This window comes from Flavobacterium hercynium (genome assembly GCF_002217285.1).
GTDB classification, from domain to species: Bacteria; Bacteroidota; Bacteroidia; order Flavobacteriales; family Flavobacteriaceae; genus Flavobacterium; species Flavobacterium hercynium.
On record NZ_MUGW01000039.1, the window covers coordinates 19,252 to 38,123 of the forward strand.

Sequence of the window (18,872 nt, forward strand, 5' to 3'; positions counted from 1 at the left end):
CGATTAAACGAATTCAACGAATTAACGATAAAACAAATAACAGATTATGCATTAAAATCAAATTTATTTTTAATAGTTTTGGCAAAATTCTTACATAGATATATGCCTAAATTATGGATAAAAAAACTAAATTTTTCAAGAACGTAATACTGTTTCAATTTGTTGCCGTTCTTTTGTTTGGGGTCTTGATTTTATTGAATTTCAGAGATCAAAAACTTCTTAATATTCGTGGACTTCATCCTTATGAGTTTAGATATGGTTGCGCTGTTCCTTTAATTATTTTTATTGTCTGCAGTCTTCTTGCGCTTGTAGCTTTTTTTTCAAAAGAGAAAAAAGAAACGGTCGATGAAATTGAACTTCAAAAAATAAAACGTCAGAAAAACTTTTGGAAGTTTGCCTTCTATACAAATGTTTTCTTTGTATTGGCAGTTGCATTTATGTTATGGGTGGTTTTCAAGCATGATCCTTTTGTAATAGATCAGATCAAATTTTTTTATTTCACCATCTTCTTACGATCGTTTCTTGTGATTATTCTAAGTTTGATCGTGGCTTGTTTTTTATTGGTAACCGGAATCTATTGGAAATCAAATAAAGCAATGGCAATTGTTATTATGATTATTACTTTGTTTTCAATAGCAGTTTCATTTGTTTATGAAATTGTATTTGTTACTGAATTTAAGGACAGTTCAGATATTTACATCACCCATAAAAACGAAAATGATGATTCAGGATATGCGGGACAAGCAACTGAGGAAGACTTTGAAGAAAGTTATGTAGAAGAAGATGATTCGGTAGCTTCAGAAGAATCTAAATTGCTTTCATCATGGAATTCTTTAATTACAGATTGGGGTGGGCTAGAAGGTAAGAACGATTTTTTTGATGTTAGATTTTTGATAGGGCGCAGTTTAAATGATCACATTGTTCAAAACGATTATTATTATCTCGTAGAATATATAGATAAGTTAAGAGAAAATCCGAATGCACTTTATTCCGGATTTGAAGATCATAAGGAGCTTCTTTTTAATACTATTTCGCCAAAGGTGTATCGTATGGCTAATTTCGACAAAATAGTCGATGGGTTATTGCTAACCTATGAAGATTTGGGTGGAGAAGATCAGAAATTGAATAAGTTGTATAACATGATGAATGTTACTGCCGAAATAAAACCAGACTTAGAAATGCATTATTCAAATTTCGAACAAAACTTTTCTCTGGCAACACTTCAAAAACTTAAAAATTTCACGTTTACAAACGGAAGTCAGCTTTTTGAAACGGATATAATATGGTTTTACAGTTTCTGGGCGCGAAGACAGCACGAAGGAAATAAAAAAGAGATTGCCACAATTTTAAATGAAATACAAAAACATTACAACCAACCTATACTAGAAGAATGATAAAATCATATAAAATAGTTTTAATAATTCAGTTTGTACTTCTTTTAGCCCTGAGTCTTCTGTTTTTTAAATTTGAATACGGTGATGAGTATAGAGTAGTTGATGCCATTCCGTTGCTAATAATTAGTTTTTCACCGATTATATTATTGTTGCTGGCCATAATAGCTCAAAAAATAATAGTTGCGGTACTTCAATCTGATAGTGCCGAAGCTGATAAAGCTAAGAGTATAGCTGCTGATAAATTTTGGAAGAACTCTTTCTTTGCCAATCTTGTTTTTGGAGCTGGTTGTGTTATTATGGCAATTGTTTCTATTGTATTAAAAGTATATGTTGGACTGAGAGGCTACGAGTTTAGTAGCAGATTATCTGTTTTTATTGCTTTAATGTTGTTCGCTAGTTTGCTAATTGGGTTGTTGTTCAGAGTGCGTGATTTCGTAAATGAGATAAGTAAGCTGCTAGGCGTTTTAATGATTGCAATCTCTGTAATTATTTTTGCAGGAACTTTTATGTTGGGATCAAATTGTTTGTTTTTGATTGATGTTGCAGCAAATGATAATGTGGTAGGAACATTAAAAACAGTTGAAGAAACACCAGAAGAAATGGAAGTGACTTATGGTGATGAAGAAGATGGATACCGTGAGGGCGATGATGATCCGGAAGATCATTTCGGATTTTACAAAATGAATTATCCTGAAATAAAAATAGAAGATAATCTGGGTTACGGACACAATGATTCCCAAAGTCTTTTCAGACTCTTCTTATCTAAATATTTAAAACTCGAATCAGATCAGTCTTTTAATGAGGTAAGAAGTGCTATTCATGTTAATAATTATTATAATTCCTATCCGGCTATTACTGAGTTAGACAAAAAGTTACGCCGCGACCCGGAAGCAATTCGAGAAAGTTTTAATGGATACAAACCATTATTGTATGCTTTTTTATCAGATAGAATATATCATGAATCAAATCTAAATGCACTTGTAGATGCTCTTATTAAAAGTCATGATGATCTTTACCAAAGCGAAAACCCGGAAGAATCGCTAAATGAGATTTATAAAATCATGAGTGCAAATAGAAAAGAACAATTCCTGGATTACTCTTTTCCGTTGATTCGTCCGTATGTTTCAGATGATGCTTTTCAATCCATTAAGAATGAAGCGGAGTCGCACAACTATGAAGTAGATAATGTTACTAAGCTTAGTACGGTATGGATTTACAGCTTTTGGGCAAGAAGACATAAAGAAAAAAATGACACCGTTGTTTTCGAAATCTTGCAGGAAATAAAAGAACACTACAGTGACAACGATGATTTGTTGTAAAATAAAAAAACCGAAGCTAGTTTTAATTTAGCTTCGGTTTTTAGTTATTAGTCAATCCACTTGTAATAGCGTGCGCCAAGTAAATTAGGAATTTCTTTTTCGATTCGGTCTAAAACCCATTCGTTTTTAGGCGTTAAGACACTTTGTTTTTGTTCCTTTTTGTGAAGGCTTTCATAGGTTTCAAGTCCTATTTCAGTACTGGCTGTTAGATTTTCAAAAAGCTTAGTCTTTGCTAAAGCCGATTGCCATTCCGGTTGAATCGTTCCTTCAAAAACTTTAGATTTAGAACCGCTTCCGTAAGCCAGGAATCCAAATGAACTTCCTGCAACATCGTTTTTGGTATCATAATAATGTGCCAAAGTCGATAATAATCCCATGAAGATAGACCCGGTGTAAAGATTTCCAATTAACGAAGAGGCTAATTCTGCCGGTTGTAATTTCTCCGTTACAAACTTTTTGTATTCCTCAGATTTTGCAACTTCTTTAATTTTGTTTTGATAATCTGCCGGTTCAATATTTTCTGAAATGATTTTTTCAGCATGATCTAAAGCGTAAATTTCAGACAACATTCTTCTTCCCTGAAACGAATAAGGCAAGTGCATGATAATGCTGTTCCAGGTATTGTATAAAGTTTCAGTTGTATTTTTTAGTTTTTTAAATGAAAAATAAGCATTGCGCGTACGATCCATATAACATTGGTTAGAATACTGACCATCAAAAACCGGTTGGTCTTTGTGAATTTCTATTTCAGCTTCTAAATTATCAAACCACGGATCATTGCTTTCGTTGTTAATAATAGCCTCTTTTGAGATAGTCCTGTAAGGTTTGAAAAAGTCAAAAACACCTTTTGTACTGGTCGCCCAATTATCTCCAAAAGCAATTATTCTTGGATTCGAGGTAATTAACATAGCCAAAGCTCCTGCACCTTGTGTATATTCTCCAGTAGAGTTTAAATCGTATTTTGCAAAATCAGTTGTAACAACAATTGCCTTTTTTGATGGATTTAATTTTACGAAGTCAAGACAATTTTGCAGCGCATCTACACCGCCAATACAGGCAAAAGTAAAATCAACTACATCGCATTCAGCAAGTGCGTCTTCACCAAATTTTTGTTCCATTAAGCTAATAAGGAAAGAACTAATAGGTTTAGAACTATCGATAGCACTTTCTGTTCCAACATAAATCCGGCTAATTTCGTTTAAGTTTATTTCGTTGTCAAGAATAAGTTTGGTTAAAGCGTTTGCTCCAAAAACCACAGCATCCTGATGAACGTCCGGAAGGGTCATTTTTAGTAATCCAAGACCTTTTTCTAATTTTTCCGGTTCAATATTTCTGGCAACAGCCAAAGTTTTTATAGGTAAATGTATGTTGGCTACATCAAAAGAAATAGCGTCGATTCCTGTTTTCATTCTGTTTTTTTTTGAAGCCGATAAAGGTAAAATTATGCTCTTAAACTTGGCGTGTTTTGTTTGAATAAAATTTGACTTGCGTGTACTTTTGAGGAATTTAAATTAAAAAGCGGTAAAAAATAACAAATTAGTAATTATATATTAAAAGGCTATTTCGTTAAAAAGGCAATGTTAAAAATGATAATTTCTTGTTTTTAAATAATTTGTACAATTGGCGCTCAGGCTCTTTAAAATCATTATAAATAACAACGAAATGGTTGTAGTTCATGTGTATTTACTTTAAATTTGTTGTAATTTTTTAAAATAAACTACTTAAACTCTTATGGCACAATCTGCACTATTGAATGCGTCCATCTTAAAGAAAGTTGCAATGGCACTTTCAGGACTGTTCTTAATCTCGTTTTTAGCGCTGCATGTTTCCTTAAATTTAATTTCTATTTTTAGTGAACGCGTTTTTAATGAAGCCTCACATTTTATGGGATACAATCCACTAATTCAGTATTTTATGCAGCCTGTTTTAGCATTTGGTGTGATTTTTCACTTTGTATTTGGATTCGTCCTTACTTTGCAAAACAAAAATGCACGTCCTATTGCTTATGCAAAATACAACGGAGCGGCAAACGCTTCATGGACCTCTAGAAACATGATTATTTCTGGATCAGTTATTCTGGCTTTCTTAGTATTACACTTTTATGATTTCTGGTTTCCGGAAGTAAATTATAAATATGTAGTAGGTAATTTACCGGATGCAAACAGATATTTTGGAGAATTAGTTCATAAGTTTCACGACCCAATTCGTACAGGATTGTACTGTGTGTCATTCGTTTTATTAGGTTTTCACCTTTGGCACGGATTCGGTTCATCTCTTCAATCTATGGGGATGCACAACAAATATTCAAGATTTTTAAGTAAAGTTGGTTATGGTTTTGCAATCGTAGTGCCGGCACTTTTCGTAATTATCGCATTATTTCATCATTTCAATAATTAATATCAATTATAATGGCATTAGATTCAAAAATTCCAAATGGTCCAGTAGCGGACAAATGGACAAATTATAAAGATCATATTAATTTAGTAAACCCTGCTAACAAACGTAATTTAGATATTATTGTTGTTGGTACAGGTCTTGCCGGAGGTTCAGCTGCGGCTACTTTGGCAGAGCTGGGTTATAACGTAAAAGCTTTTTGTTTTCAGGATTCACCAAGACGTGCGCACTCAATTGCAGCTCAAGGTGGTATCAATGCAGCAAAAAACTATAAAGGAGATGGTGACTCTGTTTACAGATTATTTTATGATACTGTAAAAGGTGGTGACTACCGTGCACGTGAGGCAAACGTTTATCGTTTAGCTGAAGTTTCTGCTAATATTATTGACCAGTGTGTTGCTCAAGGGGTGCCATTGGCTCGTGAATATGGTGGATTGTTAGACAACCGTTCTTTTGGAGGAACTTTGGTTTCTCGTACATTTTACGCACAAGGACAAACAGGACAACAATTATTGTTAGGAGCTTATTCTGCAATGAACCGTCAGATTGGTCGTGGAAAAGTAAAAATGTACAACCGTCATGAAATGCTAGATTTAGTAATTGTTGACGGAAAAGCGAGAGGTATTATCGCTCGTAACCTTATCACAGGAGAAATAGAAAGACATTCTGCTCACGCAGTAGTAATTGGTTCAGGTGGATACGGAAACGTATTTTTCTTGTCTACAAATGCTATGGGAAGTAACGCAACAGCAGCTTGGAAAATACATAAAAAAGGAGCGTTCTTCGCAAATCCTTGTTACACACAAATTCACCCAACATGTATTCCAGTTTCAGGAGATCACCAGTCTAAATTGACTTTGATGTCTGAATCATTACGTAATGATGGTCGTATTTGGGTTCCTGCAAAATTAGAAGATGCTAAAGCAATCCGTGAAGGAAAGAAAAAAGCAACAGATTTATCAGAAAGCGAAAGAGATTATTTCTTAGAAAGAAGATATCCTGCTTTTGGTAACTTAGTACCACGTGACGTTGCATCTCGTGCCGCAAAAGAAAGATGTGATGCCGGATTTGGAGTTAACAAAACCGGAGAAGCTGTTTACCTTGATTTTGCTGCAGCAATCAAACGTTACGGAACTGAAGAAGCTTACGTAAAAGGACATGATGCTAACGATGCGGCTTTGGTTACTAAATTAGGAACTGCAATCGTAAAAAGTAAATACGGAAACTTATTCCAGATGTATTTAAAAATTGTTGACGAAGATCCTTATGTAACACCAATGATGATTTACCCTGCGGTTCACTACACAATGGGTGGAACTTGGGTTGATTATAATTTAATGACTACAATTCCGGGATGTTTCTCAATTGGAGAATCTAACTTCTCTGATCACGGAGCAAACAGACTTGGAGCTTCTGCTTTGATGCAAGGTTTAGCGGATGGATATTTCGTATTACCATATACTATTGGAGATTATCTTGCTCCGGATATTAAAATGGGTGAAATTTCTACAGATTTACCTGAATTCGTAGAAGCAGAGAAAAATGTAAAAGATCAAATCGAAAGATTTATCAATAATAAAGGAACTCATTCAGTAGATTATTTCCATAAGAAATTAGGAAAAATCATGTGGGATAAAGTTGGTATGGCGCGTAATGCTAAAGGTTTAGCTGAAGCTATCGAAGAAATTGCCGCTTTACGTGAAGAGTTTTATAAAGATGTAAAAGTTCCAGGAAGCGCAAACGAATTTAATCAGGAATTAGAGAAAGCAACACGTGTTGCCGATTTCCTTGAACTAGGAGAATTGTTCGCAAAAGATGCTTTACACCGTAACGAATCTTGTGGAGGTCACTTCCGTGAAGAGTATCAAACAGAAGAAGGAGAAGCACTTCGTGACGATGAAAACTTTGCATACGTTGCAGCTTGGGAATACAAAGGAAAACCAAGTGATGCCGTATTACACAAAGAGGCTCTAAATTACGAAAACATTAAGCTAGTACAGCGTAGTTACAAATAGAATTTGGTCGAAAGTCCAAAGTCTAAAGTCTTAAAGTGTTAAGCTTTTGATTTTGACTTTAAGACTTTAGGCTTTAAGACTTTTAAACTTAAAAAAGATGAAACTTACATTAAAAATATGGCGTCAGAAAAACGCCCAAGATAAAGGGGGAATTGTTGATTACCCAATTGACGGAATCGAACCAGATATGTCTTTCCTTGAAATGCTTGACGTTCTTAACGAACAATTGATCAATAAAGGAGACGAACCAGTAGCATTTGACCACGATTGTCGTGAAGGAATCTGCGGAATGTGTTCATTATTCATTAACGGAGAAGCACACGGCCCAGACAGAGGAGTAACAACTTGTCAATTACACATGCGTATGTTTAAAGATGGTGACACGATTTTTATCGAGCCATTTAGAGCAAAAGCTTTCCCTGTAATCAAAGATTTAGTTGTTGACAGAAGTTCTTTCGAAAGAATTCAACATGCAGGAGGATTTATCTCGGTAAACACTTCAGGAAATACAATTGATGCAAATACTATTCCGATCAACAAACACGATGCAGATAAATCATTTGATGCTGCTGCTTGTATTGGTTGTGGAGCTTGTGTTGCAACTTGTAAAAACTCATCAGCAATGTTATTCGTTTCTGCAAAAGTATCTCAGTATGCTTTATTGCCACAAGGTAAAGTAGAAGCAGTTGACCGTGTATTAAACATGGTTCACCAAATGGATGCTGAAGGTTTTGGTAACTGTACCAACACTGGAGCTTGCGAAGTAGAATGTCCTAAAGGAATTTCTCTTGAAAATATTGCACGTATGAACCGTGAGTATTTAGCAGCAAGTTTAAAAGGATAATAACCTTACCATTATAAAAACAAAAACGCATTCAACCTTAATTGGCTGAATGCGTTTTTTGTTGTTCTTAGTTAATAATTGTTTACCCCAAATAAACCTAATACTAAAACCAAAACCCATGAAACGAATTTTACTCTTTATAATGCTTGTAGTAAGCATGTCAAATTATGCTCAAGTTGCGATTACTGCTTCGTACAGAGGAGCAAATGAAGCATTTAAAAAAGGTGAGTTAGAGAAATTTAAAAGCACGACCACCATTTTTGTATTACCGGAGCTGAACAAAAAAGAAGATTATGAGAAAGTTTTAAATGAAGTTTGGACTGTTACGCCATTTAAAGTAGTAGAATTTAAACAGTTTAGAATGCTGGATTATGTTGATGGTAAATATTCGTTTGCCAAGTTAGACGGTGACATTAGCAGAACATCCAAAGGAACAGTTTATGTACATGCAAATCTTGTAGTTGAGATTCTGGATAAAGAAAAATTTGATAAAGGATTTAAAAAACTGAATCCGGAGAAGAAAAAGTACCATGTAAATCTGAGCCGACTCTTTATTGACAATTTGATTTACATTGCCAGAGCACCTTTGTCCGTTAATAATGCATTTCTAGTTGACGCGCAGAAAGCACGCACGGATCAGACCAAGACAGAACTTTTTGTCAGGATGTATACAAGTAACAGTTTTACCAATACAAATTTGGGGATGTTAAAGAATTATTTTCAATTAATTAATAGCAAGATAGAGAAGGGAGAGCATTGTGGTTTATATGATGATTTTACGACCTCTGAAGTGAAAAATCTGAAAGAAAGCATACTTTATATCCCGGAAGCTTATTTTCTTGAATTTAGCACTTTTACAACATCTGATAAATTAAAAGACGAAAGTGAGATTAAAAAACTTTTAGAAGCTTATAAATTTAAATATCAAATTATAAAAGATGAAGAGCTGGAAAAGAAAATTTTAGCTACGGAACCAATTTATTATCTACGATACGCAAGAATGAACGGTAATAAATATTTGCAGATTGTGAATTCAAAAACCGGTGATCCTTCTTTTTATTATTATGGAGGATTGACGTATAATTTGAAAGAAGATGATTTTAAAAGAATCGATAAAGCGGTCGAAGGAGAGAAATAATTTCTTCATCAAGTAAATGTTATTATGAAGTTCCGTAGGAACGTCGCATTTTGTAGAGACGTATTTTAATCCGTCGATTATGAAATATTCGTGTTAAAAGTTCCATAGAAACGATCCATTTTTTGGTCTTATTTACGTATTATAATTATAGCTAAGTAGATTTGGTATAAAATATTTTATTTCATATAAACGAGTAAAACATTGTGACGTCAATAATTATAGGTGTTTATGCTTATAAAGCCATTACTTCTAACCGAATTAGAAGAAAAAGAAACAGCTGTTGCCTTAAAGACTAATTTGCAACCGATTTTTAGAATTGTAAAGGAGAAGTTTAACGTTTATGAATTGGCTATTGGTTTCTTTCATAAGATGTACTGCATTTATTCTTACCTTTGTTTGAATAAAAATCAATTTGCATGAGTAACGAGAATGAAGTGCAAAACTATAGTAAGGAAGAGCGCAAAAATCTTATTTTAAAAGAAATCAATTTACATACCCGTGTAAGTTTTGAAACCCTTTCTTCTAAGTTGTTTGTTTCAGAAGATACAATTAGACGTGATATAAATGAACTCGAATCAGAATCTTTACTGATTAAGGTAAAAGGTGGTGCTATGACAAAAGCATATCATCACATGTCTGCGAATCAAACGTATGCGCGTGAAGCAAAACAGATCATTGCACAAAAAACGTTAAGCTTGCTTCGTAACGGAATGGTCCTGCTGATTGATGGCGGAACAACCATTAGAGAATTTATTCGTTTAATTCCTAATGACCTAAATCTTACCATTTTTACAGTTTCAGTTTTGTCAGCGGTTGAACTTTTAGACAAACCTAATGTCAAAGTTATTATGATAGGGGGCAGTATTTCGTCTTTCACAGAAATGTGTGTGAGTGGAGAAGTGTACCATCAATTAGAAAATATTAAAGTCGATTTACTGATTTTAGGAACCAATGCTTTAGATATCGAAGGTGGTGTTTCAGACACCGATTGGGAAACCGTACAAGTTAAAAAAGCGATGCTAAAAGCTGCTGAAAAAACAGCGATAATTGCAATTACAGAAAAAGTGGATATCGCCCTAAAGATGAAAATTGCCAATTTATCAGAGGTGAATTATATTGTGACAGAAGTAGAACCAAATGATAAAAAAATGCAATTGTATAAAAAGGCATTCCCGAAATTAGTTTTGATTTAAAAAATCTTATTTTTAATAGATGAAAATAGCACTTATACAATCTGATCTGCAGTGGGAGAACACACTTGAAAACAGAAATAACTTTGAATCGAAAATAAACAAAATTGATTCAGAGGTAAATCTTATTGTGCTGCCTGAAATGTTTTCGACGGGCTTTACTATGAACGCAGCTGCAGTTGCAGAGACGATGCAAGGTGAAACTGTATCGTGGATGCAGACTCTGGCAAAGAAAAATAGTGTTGCAATTACAGGAAGTTTGATTATTCAGGAAAACAATAACTATTACAATAGATTGCTATTTGTTTTTCCTGATGGCGAAATACAGTTTTACGACAAACGTCATTTATTTTCGCTTGCAGGCGAAGACAAACATTTTACAAGTGGTTCATCTAAAGTTATTATCGATTATTCAGGCTGGAAAATCTGCCTTCAGGTTTGCTACGATCTTAGGTTTCCTGTTTTTGCCAGAAATGTAGAGCAATACGATTTGCTTTTGTATGTAGCCAATTGGCCAAAAGTCAGAACAAATGCCTGGGATATTCTTTTAAGAGCTAGAGCAGTCGAAAATCTGAGTTATGTAATAGGTGTAAACAGAGTTGGTTTCGATGGAAATAATTACGAGCATATTGGACATTCGCAGGTAGTCGATTTTCTTGGTGACTATGTTCTGGAACCACAAGAAGCAGAAGCTGTTTTTATTGTTGAATTGGATAAAAACGCAATGCTGGAAACAAGAAAGAAACTTGATTTTTTAAGCGACAGAGATCAGTTTGAAATTAAGTTGTAAGTCTGTTTATTTATCAACAACTATTATCTCTTCCTTGGGTTTCTTGGTGCGAACAATGATTTTTGTATAATGCCATTCTGATCCTTTTTTGACGGCATCAATATCTAACTTTCCATTCTTTTTGGCGCCTGTAATTCTGATGGATAAACTAACGGTGTTGTTATTGTTAGAATAGATCGCGTTTCCTTCTAAAATGGCGAGCTTGTCAATTGGATTAATTTTTCCAATAATTTCTTGTACTTCTTTGTTGGTATTGGCTAGATCAATTGCTTTTTCGTGAAGGGAATGATCGTTGTAAGCGCTGGCAAGATCGCTTATGCCTTTTTGTGAAGTAGAAGACAAGATAACTGCCAATAGTAAAAGAAACACTATCGCCAAGGCTAAAAACCATTTCCAGTTTTTCTTAATCCAGCTTTCTTTTACTATTAAATCATTATCCTGCATCTTATGTTACTTTAGCGTTAGAACGATTTTTTCTTTTTTTGGTCGTCTTTCTTCTTTTTAGCAGCATCTTTTCTGTCTTGTTCCGGATTATACGGAATACTTACATCCAGAGGTTCTACCCAATCCCAATTGGCGCGGACATCAATTTCTTTTTGAGAATAAAACACTTCTTCAGAATATCTTTTTTCCAGATAATTTCCGGTGTCGTATATCTTGTTTTTATTATCATCATAAATAATACGTACCGTAAAAGCGTTTGGCTCAAGAAGGTTAAATTCAAGTTCTGTCTGTCCTTCAGAATAAGCGCTTGCTAATACCGCATCTCCTTTTTTGTTGGTCAGTTCAACAATGATTGGGAAACGTTTTACATTGATTAAGTTCAGTTTAAGATTAGCAAAATCCGAATGTTCTTTTGTACTCAATTTATAAATCAGAGTATCGTTTGTCTTTTCAAAGAAGTCCGTCAAAGCGCCGGGAAAAAACGTTGCATTGTATTTTTCTAAAGGTTCTTTTTTAAAGTCAACATAAAGCTTTTGTTCAAATTCATCATATTCTGTTGTAAAATCTACGGCAACAGAATCTTTGTTGACTAATCTGATTTTTGATTTGTCAAATTTTACTAAAGGCGTCGTCGTTTCTAAAGTAAATCGGTCTCTAAAATTAATGTTCCCGTTTTGTACAGCCGTAATATTTAAACTGTCTTTTTTCTGATCTTTAACCTTAAACGTAAATTTTTTGTTGTAACTGTCTTTGGTTATTTCCATAGACAATGAATCTGCTTTTAAAGGTTTATACCAAACTTGCAGGGAATCTTTTTTAGGAAATTGGGTTATAATAGTTTCAAGTGTCTCTCCATTATTTTGAAGAACAACCTGAGGTTTTGAATTTTTGAAATTCTGTTTTCCTTCATACGGAAGATACAATTTGTTTCCTGATGCCTGTATTGGTTTAAAAGCTTTTAGAGGAAGTACTTCTTTAAACAATTCTATCTCATAAACAGTATCATTTGGTATCGTGATGTGCTGTTTGATAAAACCGATCTTATCATCTTTAGGATTGAATTTATTATTGCTTCCCTTGTCTTTTAGAGCTACTAAAAGATATTTTCCGGCCTTCAGATTTTCTAATCTAAAAGTTTGCAAACTGTCTAACGTATTGGTGATATAACGCGGATTTTGTTTGTAAACAACAGAGTCTTTAAAAGTATCATTAACTTCATAAAGCATTACCGACACAAAGTTATCCGGTGTTTTTTCATAAGAATCTTTAATTCTTCCGCCCAATGCCAATGAATCGATGTAAGATCCTGTAGAGAAAATGTATTTAAATTGATTGTATGCATTTCCTTCGTTATTATCCGTAATACTTTGACCGAAATTTAAGCTGTAAGTCGTATTAGGCTGTAACGTATCTTTAATTTTTATAGTGATCACTTTACTCGCATTCGATGGTAGAATCACAGGTTCATATTTCATTGGAGGTGAAATAATCAGCTGTTTGTTAGTATTCTTAAGTTTTACGTACTCATCAAAAGTTAAGGTAATTTCGTTTGCTTTAAAATCAGTACTGAAATTTTTAGGAGAGCTATATCGTAAAACAGGAGCCAGCGTATCTTTTAATCCGCCCGTGATGCTGCCTCTTTTGGCGCAGCTCATCATTAAAAGAACCAGTAAAAGGGAAATATATTTTAAGTTGTTTTTCAACATGACCATTTTGAATTTGATTGCACAAAATAACGATTATATTTGCTTTAATAGAAATATTTTATCCATTTATTAGGATTTGGAGATTTTTATTAAGCGCTGTTTTTAGAGATAGTCTGGCAATAAAGTGTAATAATTCCTTACTTTTGAATTTGCATTTAATTTAATTGGTTTTGAAAAAGAATATTTTGCTTGGTTTTATTTGTTTTTTACTCCTGTCTTGTGGCAGCGAAAAAGAACCAATCGTATCTTTCTATTACTGGAAAACAATTTTTAAATTATCTGAAACAGAGAAAGAAGTATTGCAAGATAACAATGTTAAAAAGCTTTACATTCGATATTTTGATATTGGCTTGCATCCCCAAACGCAAAACCCAATTCCGATAACGCCAATTCGTTTTCAGGAAAATGTAAATACTTTTGAAATTGTTCCGGTGATTTTTATTAAAAATAAGGTAATGCTGGATTCTGTTCTTGATGTTGATGATTTGGCTCAAAAAACTGTGCATTTAGTCAATGAGATCAATGAAAAAAACAAAATTAGCTGCCAGCAAATTCAAATCGATTGTGACTGGTCGTTAAACAGTAAAGAGAATTATCTTAAATTTATTGAGAAATTCAAAAAGCTTTCGCAAAAGAAACTGTCGGCAACTATTAGGCTGCACCAGGTAAAGTATTTTAAGAAAACAAAAATTCCGAATGTAGATTCCGGAGTTTTGATGTATTACAATATGGGAACGATTGCCAATGATTCTTCCAACTCGATTTATGACCAAAAAGTAGCGGCGCGATATCTCAAAAGTTTAAAAAAGTATCCCCTGCATCTCGATTTTGCATTACCCATTTTTTCGTGGGCTGTTCATATCAGAAATCAACGTGTGATAGGATTACGATCCAAAATTAACGTAGAACAATTAAAACAAGATCAGAACTTCGAGCAGATAAATGCAATTTTCTTTAGAGCAATAAAATCAAATTATAAAAACGGCGTTTTTTATGAGGAGAATGATTTGCTGAAAATAGAAGCAATTTCAGAAGACAACATAAAACAAATGGCAAAAGATTTACGGGACAATGTAGCTCAGGAGCCAAACGAAATTATTTTTTACGATTTAGATGAATTCAATATTAAAAACTATGAAAAGAGTATTTTTAAGCAAGCTGTTTCTTATTTCTAGTATTTCTGTACTTTCAATTTACGGAATTATTTATGCTTGTGGCGGTGGAGACGATTGGGATTATTTTAATTACAACTCCAATTTTACTCCGGAAACATTTGCAGACAAATCCTATTCGCCACTTTTTTTATCTGGCGGTATCTTCTACGGAATTGGTTTCGATACACAGCACAATTCCAGATTCAATGATCAGATAAAATCAGATTGGGGCATCTTTTTAAAAGCAAAAGTAGATACGGCTACAGTCAATTATTTTTTAATTGGCGCTGAAACACGCAATTATTATAAAGATAAAACGATACGAAATAAAGAAGATATCGAAGACTTGCATGTATTTTTGAAAACCAAGAAAGCAAATCAGGCTTCGTTGAAATGGGGCAAAAAAATAAATTTGAATGATGATAAAGTAAAAAGCTTTGTTGAGTTTTTGTACTTAGCACAAAAAATAGAAACCGTTTCTATTGGAGACGAATACTGGAGTTATGATCCGGTTGTCGCAAAAACGTTTGATAATCTAAAAATGATTCAGTCAATCGAAAATGTGTACAATACAACATCAGATTCATTTTTGAAAAACAGGTATTGGTTTCTGACCATGAAAGCCTATTTCTATAGCAATGACAAGAAAAAAGCAATTGCATTTTTCAATAAAACAGAGGCTTCTGTAGCAAAAAATGTATTGTACTACCGCGCACTTGCTTATGTAGCAGGTGTACATTACCAGCAAAAAAATTACGCCTTGTCCAATTACCTTTATGCTCAGGTATTCGATAAATGTCCTGAACTGCGAATCGTTACCGCTTACAGTTTTAATCCAAAGAATGATTTAGATTGGAATAAGTCGTTGACTATGGCAAAAAGCAATAAAGAAAAAGCAGCACTTTGGGCGATACACGGCTATTACAAAGATGAACAAAAAGCAATTGAGAAGATTTATGAATTAGATCCGAAAAGCCAGCATCTAAATTATTTGGTAACAAGATTCGTAAACAAACAAGAAGAAAAAGTAAATAATTCATTTAATGCGATTCGTAGTGCAGAAGATAAAGATTATAGTAAGCCACGTGTAAAACAAACAGTTGCCGAAAATAAAACACAAAATCAAGCAATAGTCGATAAAAAAGTGATTGATTTATTTTCTAAAATTTCCGTAGCAGGAAATACCGATAAGCCTTATTTATGGGATATCGCGTTAGGTTATCTTCAAACAATGAAAGGAGATTTTACAACAGCAGATACTAATTATGATAAGGCAGAAAAAGCATTACCAAAAACAGAATTGGCTAAATACCAGCTTCGAATACTTCGTTTTGTAAACAATATGTACAAAATAGATAAACTCACAGATAAAAATGAGAAAACTATTTTAGCCGATTTGAATTGGCTGTATTATGAACTTCCAAAAACGTACAAAGGACAAGAGTTTCGTTATCAAAATGCGACTCAATGGAGTAAAAATTATTTAGCAGCATTGTATAATGCAAAGTCTAATCCTGTAATGGCAGAATTGTTTGGGTATTCACCAAGTTATTATTGGGGTTCTGGAAATTCATTTTATGATAATGAAAAAAACATGCAGGATATGAAGACCTTCATGAATAAAACGAATAAAACTGAAATAGAGAGAATAGCTGCCGGGATTTATTATTTAAAATTGAAGGATATTAATAATTTTCAGGCTGTTCAGTCAACGTATAAAAATAAAATTTCAGAAGCGATTACGTTCATTCAGCAAACAGATTCTGTTCAGTATTATACGTTTTTAGGAAATCCGTTTAACGGAAATATTAAAGATTGTCACGATTGCGATCATGTGGCATACCAAAAAAAGAAATATTCTCAACTTGATTTCTTAACCACCATAAAAGCAATGCAGGACAAAGTAGAGCAAAAAGAAGATGTGTATACCAATAGTTTGCTGCTGGGGAATGCGTTTTACAATATCACACACTTTGGTAACGGAAGAACTTTTTATGAAATCAGCATTGTAGGTTATGGTTCGAGCCCTTATTCTTTCCGTGATACAATGAAAAAAATGATCACCAATTGCGATTTGCCAAAGATGTACTATCAAAAAGCATTTCAGGCAGCAACAACAAAGGAACAAAAAGCAAAATGTACTTACATGATTGCCAAATGCGAGCGCAACGAATATTACAATAAAAAATATAGCGCTGTAGATAATTGGTGGCAAATACAAGATGACAAGGTTAATTTTGTTGCCTGGAATGCATTCAAAACACTAAAAAACGAATATGCAGACACCAAGTATTATCAGGATGTAATTGCAGAATGCGGATTCTTTAATACCTACATTAATCAATAAAAATATTGTTTTAAGTTATGATGAATAAAATAGAACATATAGGTATTGCGGTAAAAGATCTGGAAGTTTCGAATGTTTTGTTCGAAAAACTTTTGGGCGTGCCGTCTTATAAATCAGAAGCAGTAGAAAGTGAAGACGTAATGACATCGTTCTTTAAAAGCGGACCGAACAAAATTGAACTTTTGGCAGCCACAAACCCTGAAAGCCCGATTGCAAAGTTTTTAGAAAAAAAAGGAGAAGGAATACACCACATCGCTTTTGATGTCGAAGATATTTTTGCAGAGATAGAACGCTTAAAAAGCGAAGGTTTTATACTGATTAATGACGTTCCTAAGAAAGGAGCAGACAATAAATTAGTCGCTTTTTTGCATCCAAAAGGAACAAATGGCGTTTTGGTAGAGCTTTGTCAGGAAAATAAATAAAAAAAAATGCCGTTTTGTAAATTAAATAATCAGTTGAAAATCAATTAATTTTTCGGGTTCGGGTGCTTTTATTTAAAATTAAATACAAATCATAGCCCGAAATATTTGGAGTCAAGGAAAAATAGTAGTAATATTGCATCCTCAAACCGGTCCTATAGCTCAGCTGGTTAGAGCACCTGACTCATAATCAGGTGGTCCCTGGTTCGAGCCCAGGTGGGACCACAGAAATAGAAAGCCTTTACAGTAATGTAAAGGCTTTTTTTTTCGCAATTTCACCTTCTTATCACACGCGGATAATACGGATTCGCTTTGCGAAAACACAGATTTCTGCGGATTTTCAATGTTTATTTTCGTATACTTATTTTGTTATTTAGATGAATGAAAAGTCTTCACAAGTATTTTACAGGATCTTTTTTTATCTTTGAAACTCAAACTTTTTAATCGGAATGGCTTTATCTTTGAGTCTTCAGAAAATTGACAATCATTATGGAACAGAAAATACATCAGGGGAGAAACGTAAAACGTTTTAGAGAAATGCTTGGCATCAAACAAGAATCATTGGCTTTTGATCTTGGAGAAGAATGGAATCAAAAGAAAATTTCTATGCTGGAGCAAAAAGATGTAATTGAAGATAATCTGCTTAAGCAAATTTCAGACGCTTTAAAAATTCCCGTTCAAGCGTTTCAAAATTTTGATGAAGAGCAGGCGGTGAATGTTATTGCAAACACCTATTCGTTTCAGGATTTTAAGGATAATGCGGTCGCTTCTGGATTTAGCTATCAACCTTCTTATAATCCGTTCGATAAAATTGTTAAGTTATATGAAGAAAAGATAGAACTGTACGAACGTATGTTAAGAGAGAAAGATGAAATGATGCGAAGACTTGAAAAATTAATCGACAAATAATTTCAGAATAATTTTTATTTATAAAGTAAGGCTTAACTTTTTAGTTGAGCCTTTTCTTTTTTTTACAACCTGATTTCCTAACAGGTTTTCAAAACCTATTAGGTATAAAATGAACTGCATAAAAAAAACAATATTTTTAATATTTCTAATGAAGTTAGAATTAAAAACCTTTAGCAATTACCATTGAAGCAGTATTATTTAAAAATGATAATATAAATAGAATGCTGGTTATAATACCTGATAAAAACAGATTTTTAAAAGTTCTTTTTTTATCTTTGAGTCTTCAGAAAATTGACAATCATTATGGAACAGAAAATACATCAGGGAAGAAACGTAAAACGTTTTAGAGAAATGCTTGGCATCAAACAGGAATCATTGGCTTTTGATCTTGGAGAAGAATGGAATCAGAAGAAAATTTCTATGCTGGAGCAAAAAGATGTAATAGAAGATGATTTGCTTAAGCAAATTTCAGAGGCTTTAAAAATTCCGGTTCAAGCGTTTCAAAATTTTGATGAAGAAGCTGTAATAAATATCATTTCTAATACATTTGACCATTGTCAACAACCAGCATCTGTGTTCTACAACTCTACAATTAATCAGATTGATCAATTTCTTAAACTACACGAAGAAAAGATCGCTTTGTACGAACGTATGTTGAAAGAGAAAGAGGAAATGATGCAAAGACTTGAAAGACTACTCAATAAATAATTTCAGAATAATTTTTATTCATAAAGCAAGGTTCAACTATATTTTAGTTGAGCCTTTTCTTTTTTATAACCGAATTTCCTAACAGGTTTTCAAAACCTGTT

16 protein-coding genes and 1 tRNA gene are annotated in these 18,872 nt (G+C 33.5%); 14 read left to right on the forward strand and 3 right to left on the reverse strand.

What is annotated here, in order from left to right; translation table 11 throughout:
• Positions 1 to 113 precede the first annotated feature (113 nt).
• Together B0A66_RS17400 and B0A66_RS17405 are read left to right on the forward strand one after the other, a co-directional pair.
• On the forward strand, positions 114 to 1,394 hold the full coding sequence (locus B0A66_RS17400; RefSeq protein WP_089051134.1) for an MFS transporter: 1,281 nt from the start codon (positions 114 to 116) through the stop codon (positions 1,392 to 1,394).
• On the forward strand, positions 1,391 to 2,713 hold the full coding sequence (locus B0A66_RS17405; RefSeq protein ID WP_089051135.1) for a hypothetical protein: 1,323 nt from the start codon (positions 1,391 to 1,393) through the stop codon (positions 2,711 to 2,713). The genes B0A66_RS17400 and B0A66_RS17405 overlap by 4 nt, the downstream gene beginning before the upstream one ends.
• A gap of 47 nt (positions 2,714 to 2,760) precedes the next feature.
• Here B0A66_RS17405 and B0A66_RS17410 read toward each other — a convergent pair whose 3' ends face one another.
• Entirely contained in the window at positions 2,761 to 4,122 is a 1,362-nt protein-coding gene (locus tag B0A66_RS17410) for a hydroxymethylglutaryl-CoA synthase family protein (RefSeq protein ID WP_089051136.1), read from the reverse strand.
• Positions 4,123 to 4,444: 322 nt separating this feature from the next.
• On the opposite strand from B0A66_RS17410, the gene B0A66_RS17415 reads away from it, so the two are divergent.
• From B0A66_RS17415 to B0A66_RS17445, 6 genes are all read left to right on the forward strand, one after another.
• Positions 4,445 to 5,110: a succinate dehydrogenase cytochrome b subunit gene (locus B0A66_RS17415; protein WP_089051137.1), complete on the forward strand. Its 666-nt coding sequence runs from the start codon at positions 4,445 to 4,447 to the stop codon at positions 5,108 to 5,110.
• 11 nt (positions 5,111 to 5,121) lie between these two features.
• Positions 5,122 to 7,122 carry a fumarate reductase/succinate dehydrogenase flavoprotein subunit gene (locus B0A66_RS17420; protein WP_089051138.1) on the forward strand — a complete coding sequence of 667 codons (2,001 nt, stop codon included), beginning with the start codon at positions 5,122 to 5,124 and terminating at the stop codon, positions 7,120 to 7,122.
• Positions 7,123 to 7,219: 97 nt separating this feature from the next.
• Complete coding sequence (locus B0A66_RS17425) at positions 7,220 to 7,966, forward strand: succinate dehydrogenase/fumarate reductase iron-sulfur subunit (protein ID WP_089051139.1); 747 nt, start codon at positions 7,220 to 7,222, stop codon at positions 7,964 to 7,966.
• Between the two features lie 118 nt (positions 7,967 to 8,084).
• The gene (locus tag B0A66_RS17430; RefSeq protein WP_123868258.1) at positions 8,085 to 9,104 is read left to right on the forward strand and encodes a hypothetical protein; all 1,020 of its coding nucleotides are present in this window, start codon (positions 8,085 to 8,087) and stop codon (positions 9,102 to 9,104) included.
• Between the two features lie 416 nt (positions 9,105 to 9,520).
• On the forward strand, positions 9,521 to 10,297 hold the full coding sequence (locus B0A66_RS17440; RefSeq protein WP_089051142.1) for a DeoR/GlpR family DNA-binding transcription regulator: 777 nt from the start codon (positions 9,521 to 9,523) through the stop codon (positions 10,295 to 10,297).
• 19 nt (positions 10,298 to 10,316) lie between these two features.
• Complete coding sequence (locus tag B0A66_RS17445) at positions 10,317 to 11,084, forward strand: amidohydrolase (protein ID WP_089051143.1); 768 nt, start codon at positions 10,317 to 10,319, stop codon at positions 11,082 to 11,084.
• 6 nt (positions 11,085 to 11,090) lie between these two features.
• On the opposite strand, the gene B0A66_RS17450 is transcribed toward B0A66_RS17445, so the two are convergent.
• Positions 11,091 to 11,528, reverse strand: coding sequence for a cytochrome c oxidase assembly factor Coa1 family protein (locus B0A66_RS17450; RefSeq protein ID WP_089051144.1), 438 nt, complete (start codon positions 11,526 to 11,528; stop codon positions 11,091 to 11,093).
• Positions 11,529 to 11,545: 17 nt separating this feature from the next.
• Positions 11,546 to 13,234 (reverse strand): Ig-like domain-containing protein, encoded by a 1,689-nt coding sequence (locus B0A66_RS17455; RefSeq protein WP_089051145.1) that lies wholly within the window; start codon positions 13,232 to 13,234, stop codon positions 11,546 to 11,548.
• Positions 13,235 to 13,404: 170 nt separating this feature from the next.
• On the opposite strand from B0A66_RS17455, the gene B0A66_RS17460 reads away from it, so the two are divergent.
• The 6 genes from B0A66_RS17460 to B0A66_RS17485 all read left to right on the forward strand — a co-directional run bounded on the left by B0A66_RS17460 (position 13,405) and on the right by B0A66_RS17485 (position 18,771).
• The gene (locus B0A66_RS17460; protein ID WP_089051150.1) at positions 13,405 to 14,409 is read left to right on the forward strand and encodes a hypothetical protein; all 1,005 of its coding nucleotides are present in this window, start codon (positions 13,405 to 13,407) and stop codon (positions 14,407 to 14,409) included.
• Positions 14,369 to 16,735, forward strand: a complete 2,367-nt coding sequence (locus tag B0A66_RS17465; protein ID WP_089051151.1) for a hypothetical protein — start codon at positions 14,369 to 14,371, stop codon at positions 16,733 to 16,735. Before B0A66_RS17460 ends, B0A66_RS17465 begins: the two co-directional genes overlap by 41 nt.
• Before the next feature lie 20 nt (positions 16,736 to 16,755).
• On the forward strand, positions 16,756 to 17,157 hold the full coding sequence (gene mce, locus B0A66_RS17470) for a methylmalonyl-CoA epimerase (RefSeq protein WP_089051146.1): 402 nt from the start codon (positions 16,756 to 16,758) through the stop codon (positions 17,155 to 17,157).
• A gap of 148 nt (positions 17,158 to 17,305) precedes the next feature.
• Positions 17,306 to 17,379: transfer RNA gene (locus B0A66_RS17475), tRNA-Ile, on the forward strand.
• Between the two features lie 264 nt (positions 17,380 to 17,643).
• Positions 17,644 to 18,063, forward strand: coding sequence for a helix-turn-helix domain-containing protein (locus B0A66_RS17480; RefSeq protein WP_089051147.1), 420 nt, complete (start codon positions 17,644 to 17,646; stop codon positions 18,061 to 18,063).
• 303 nt (positions 18,064 to 18,366) lie between these two features.
• Complete coding sequence (locus B0A66_RS17485) at positions 18,367 to 18,771, forward strand: helix-turn-helix domain-containing protein (RefSeq protein ID WP_089051148.1); 405 nt, start codon at positions 18,367 to 18,369, stop codon at positions 18,769 to 18,771.
• Positions 18,772 to 18,872: the final 101 nt, after the last annotated feature.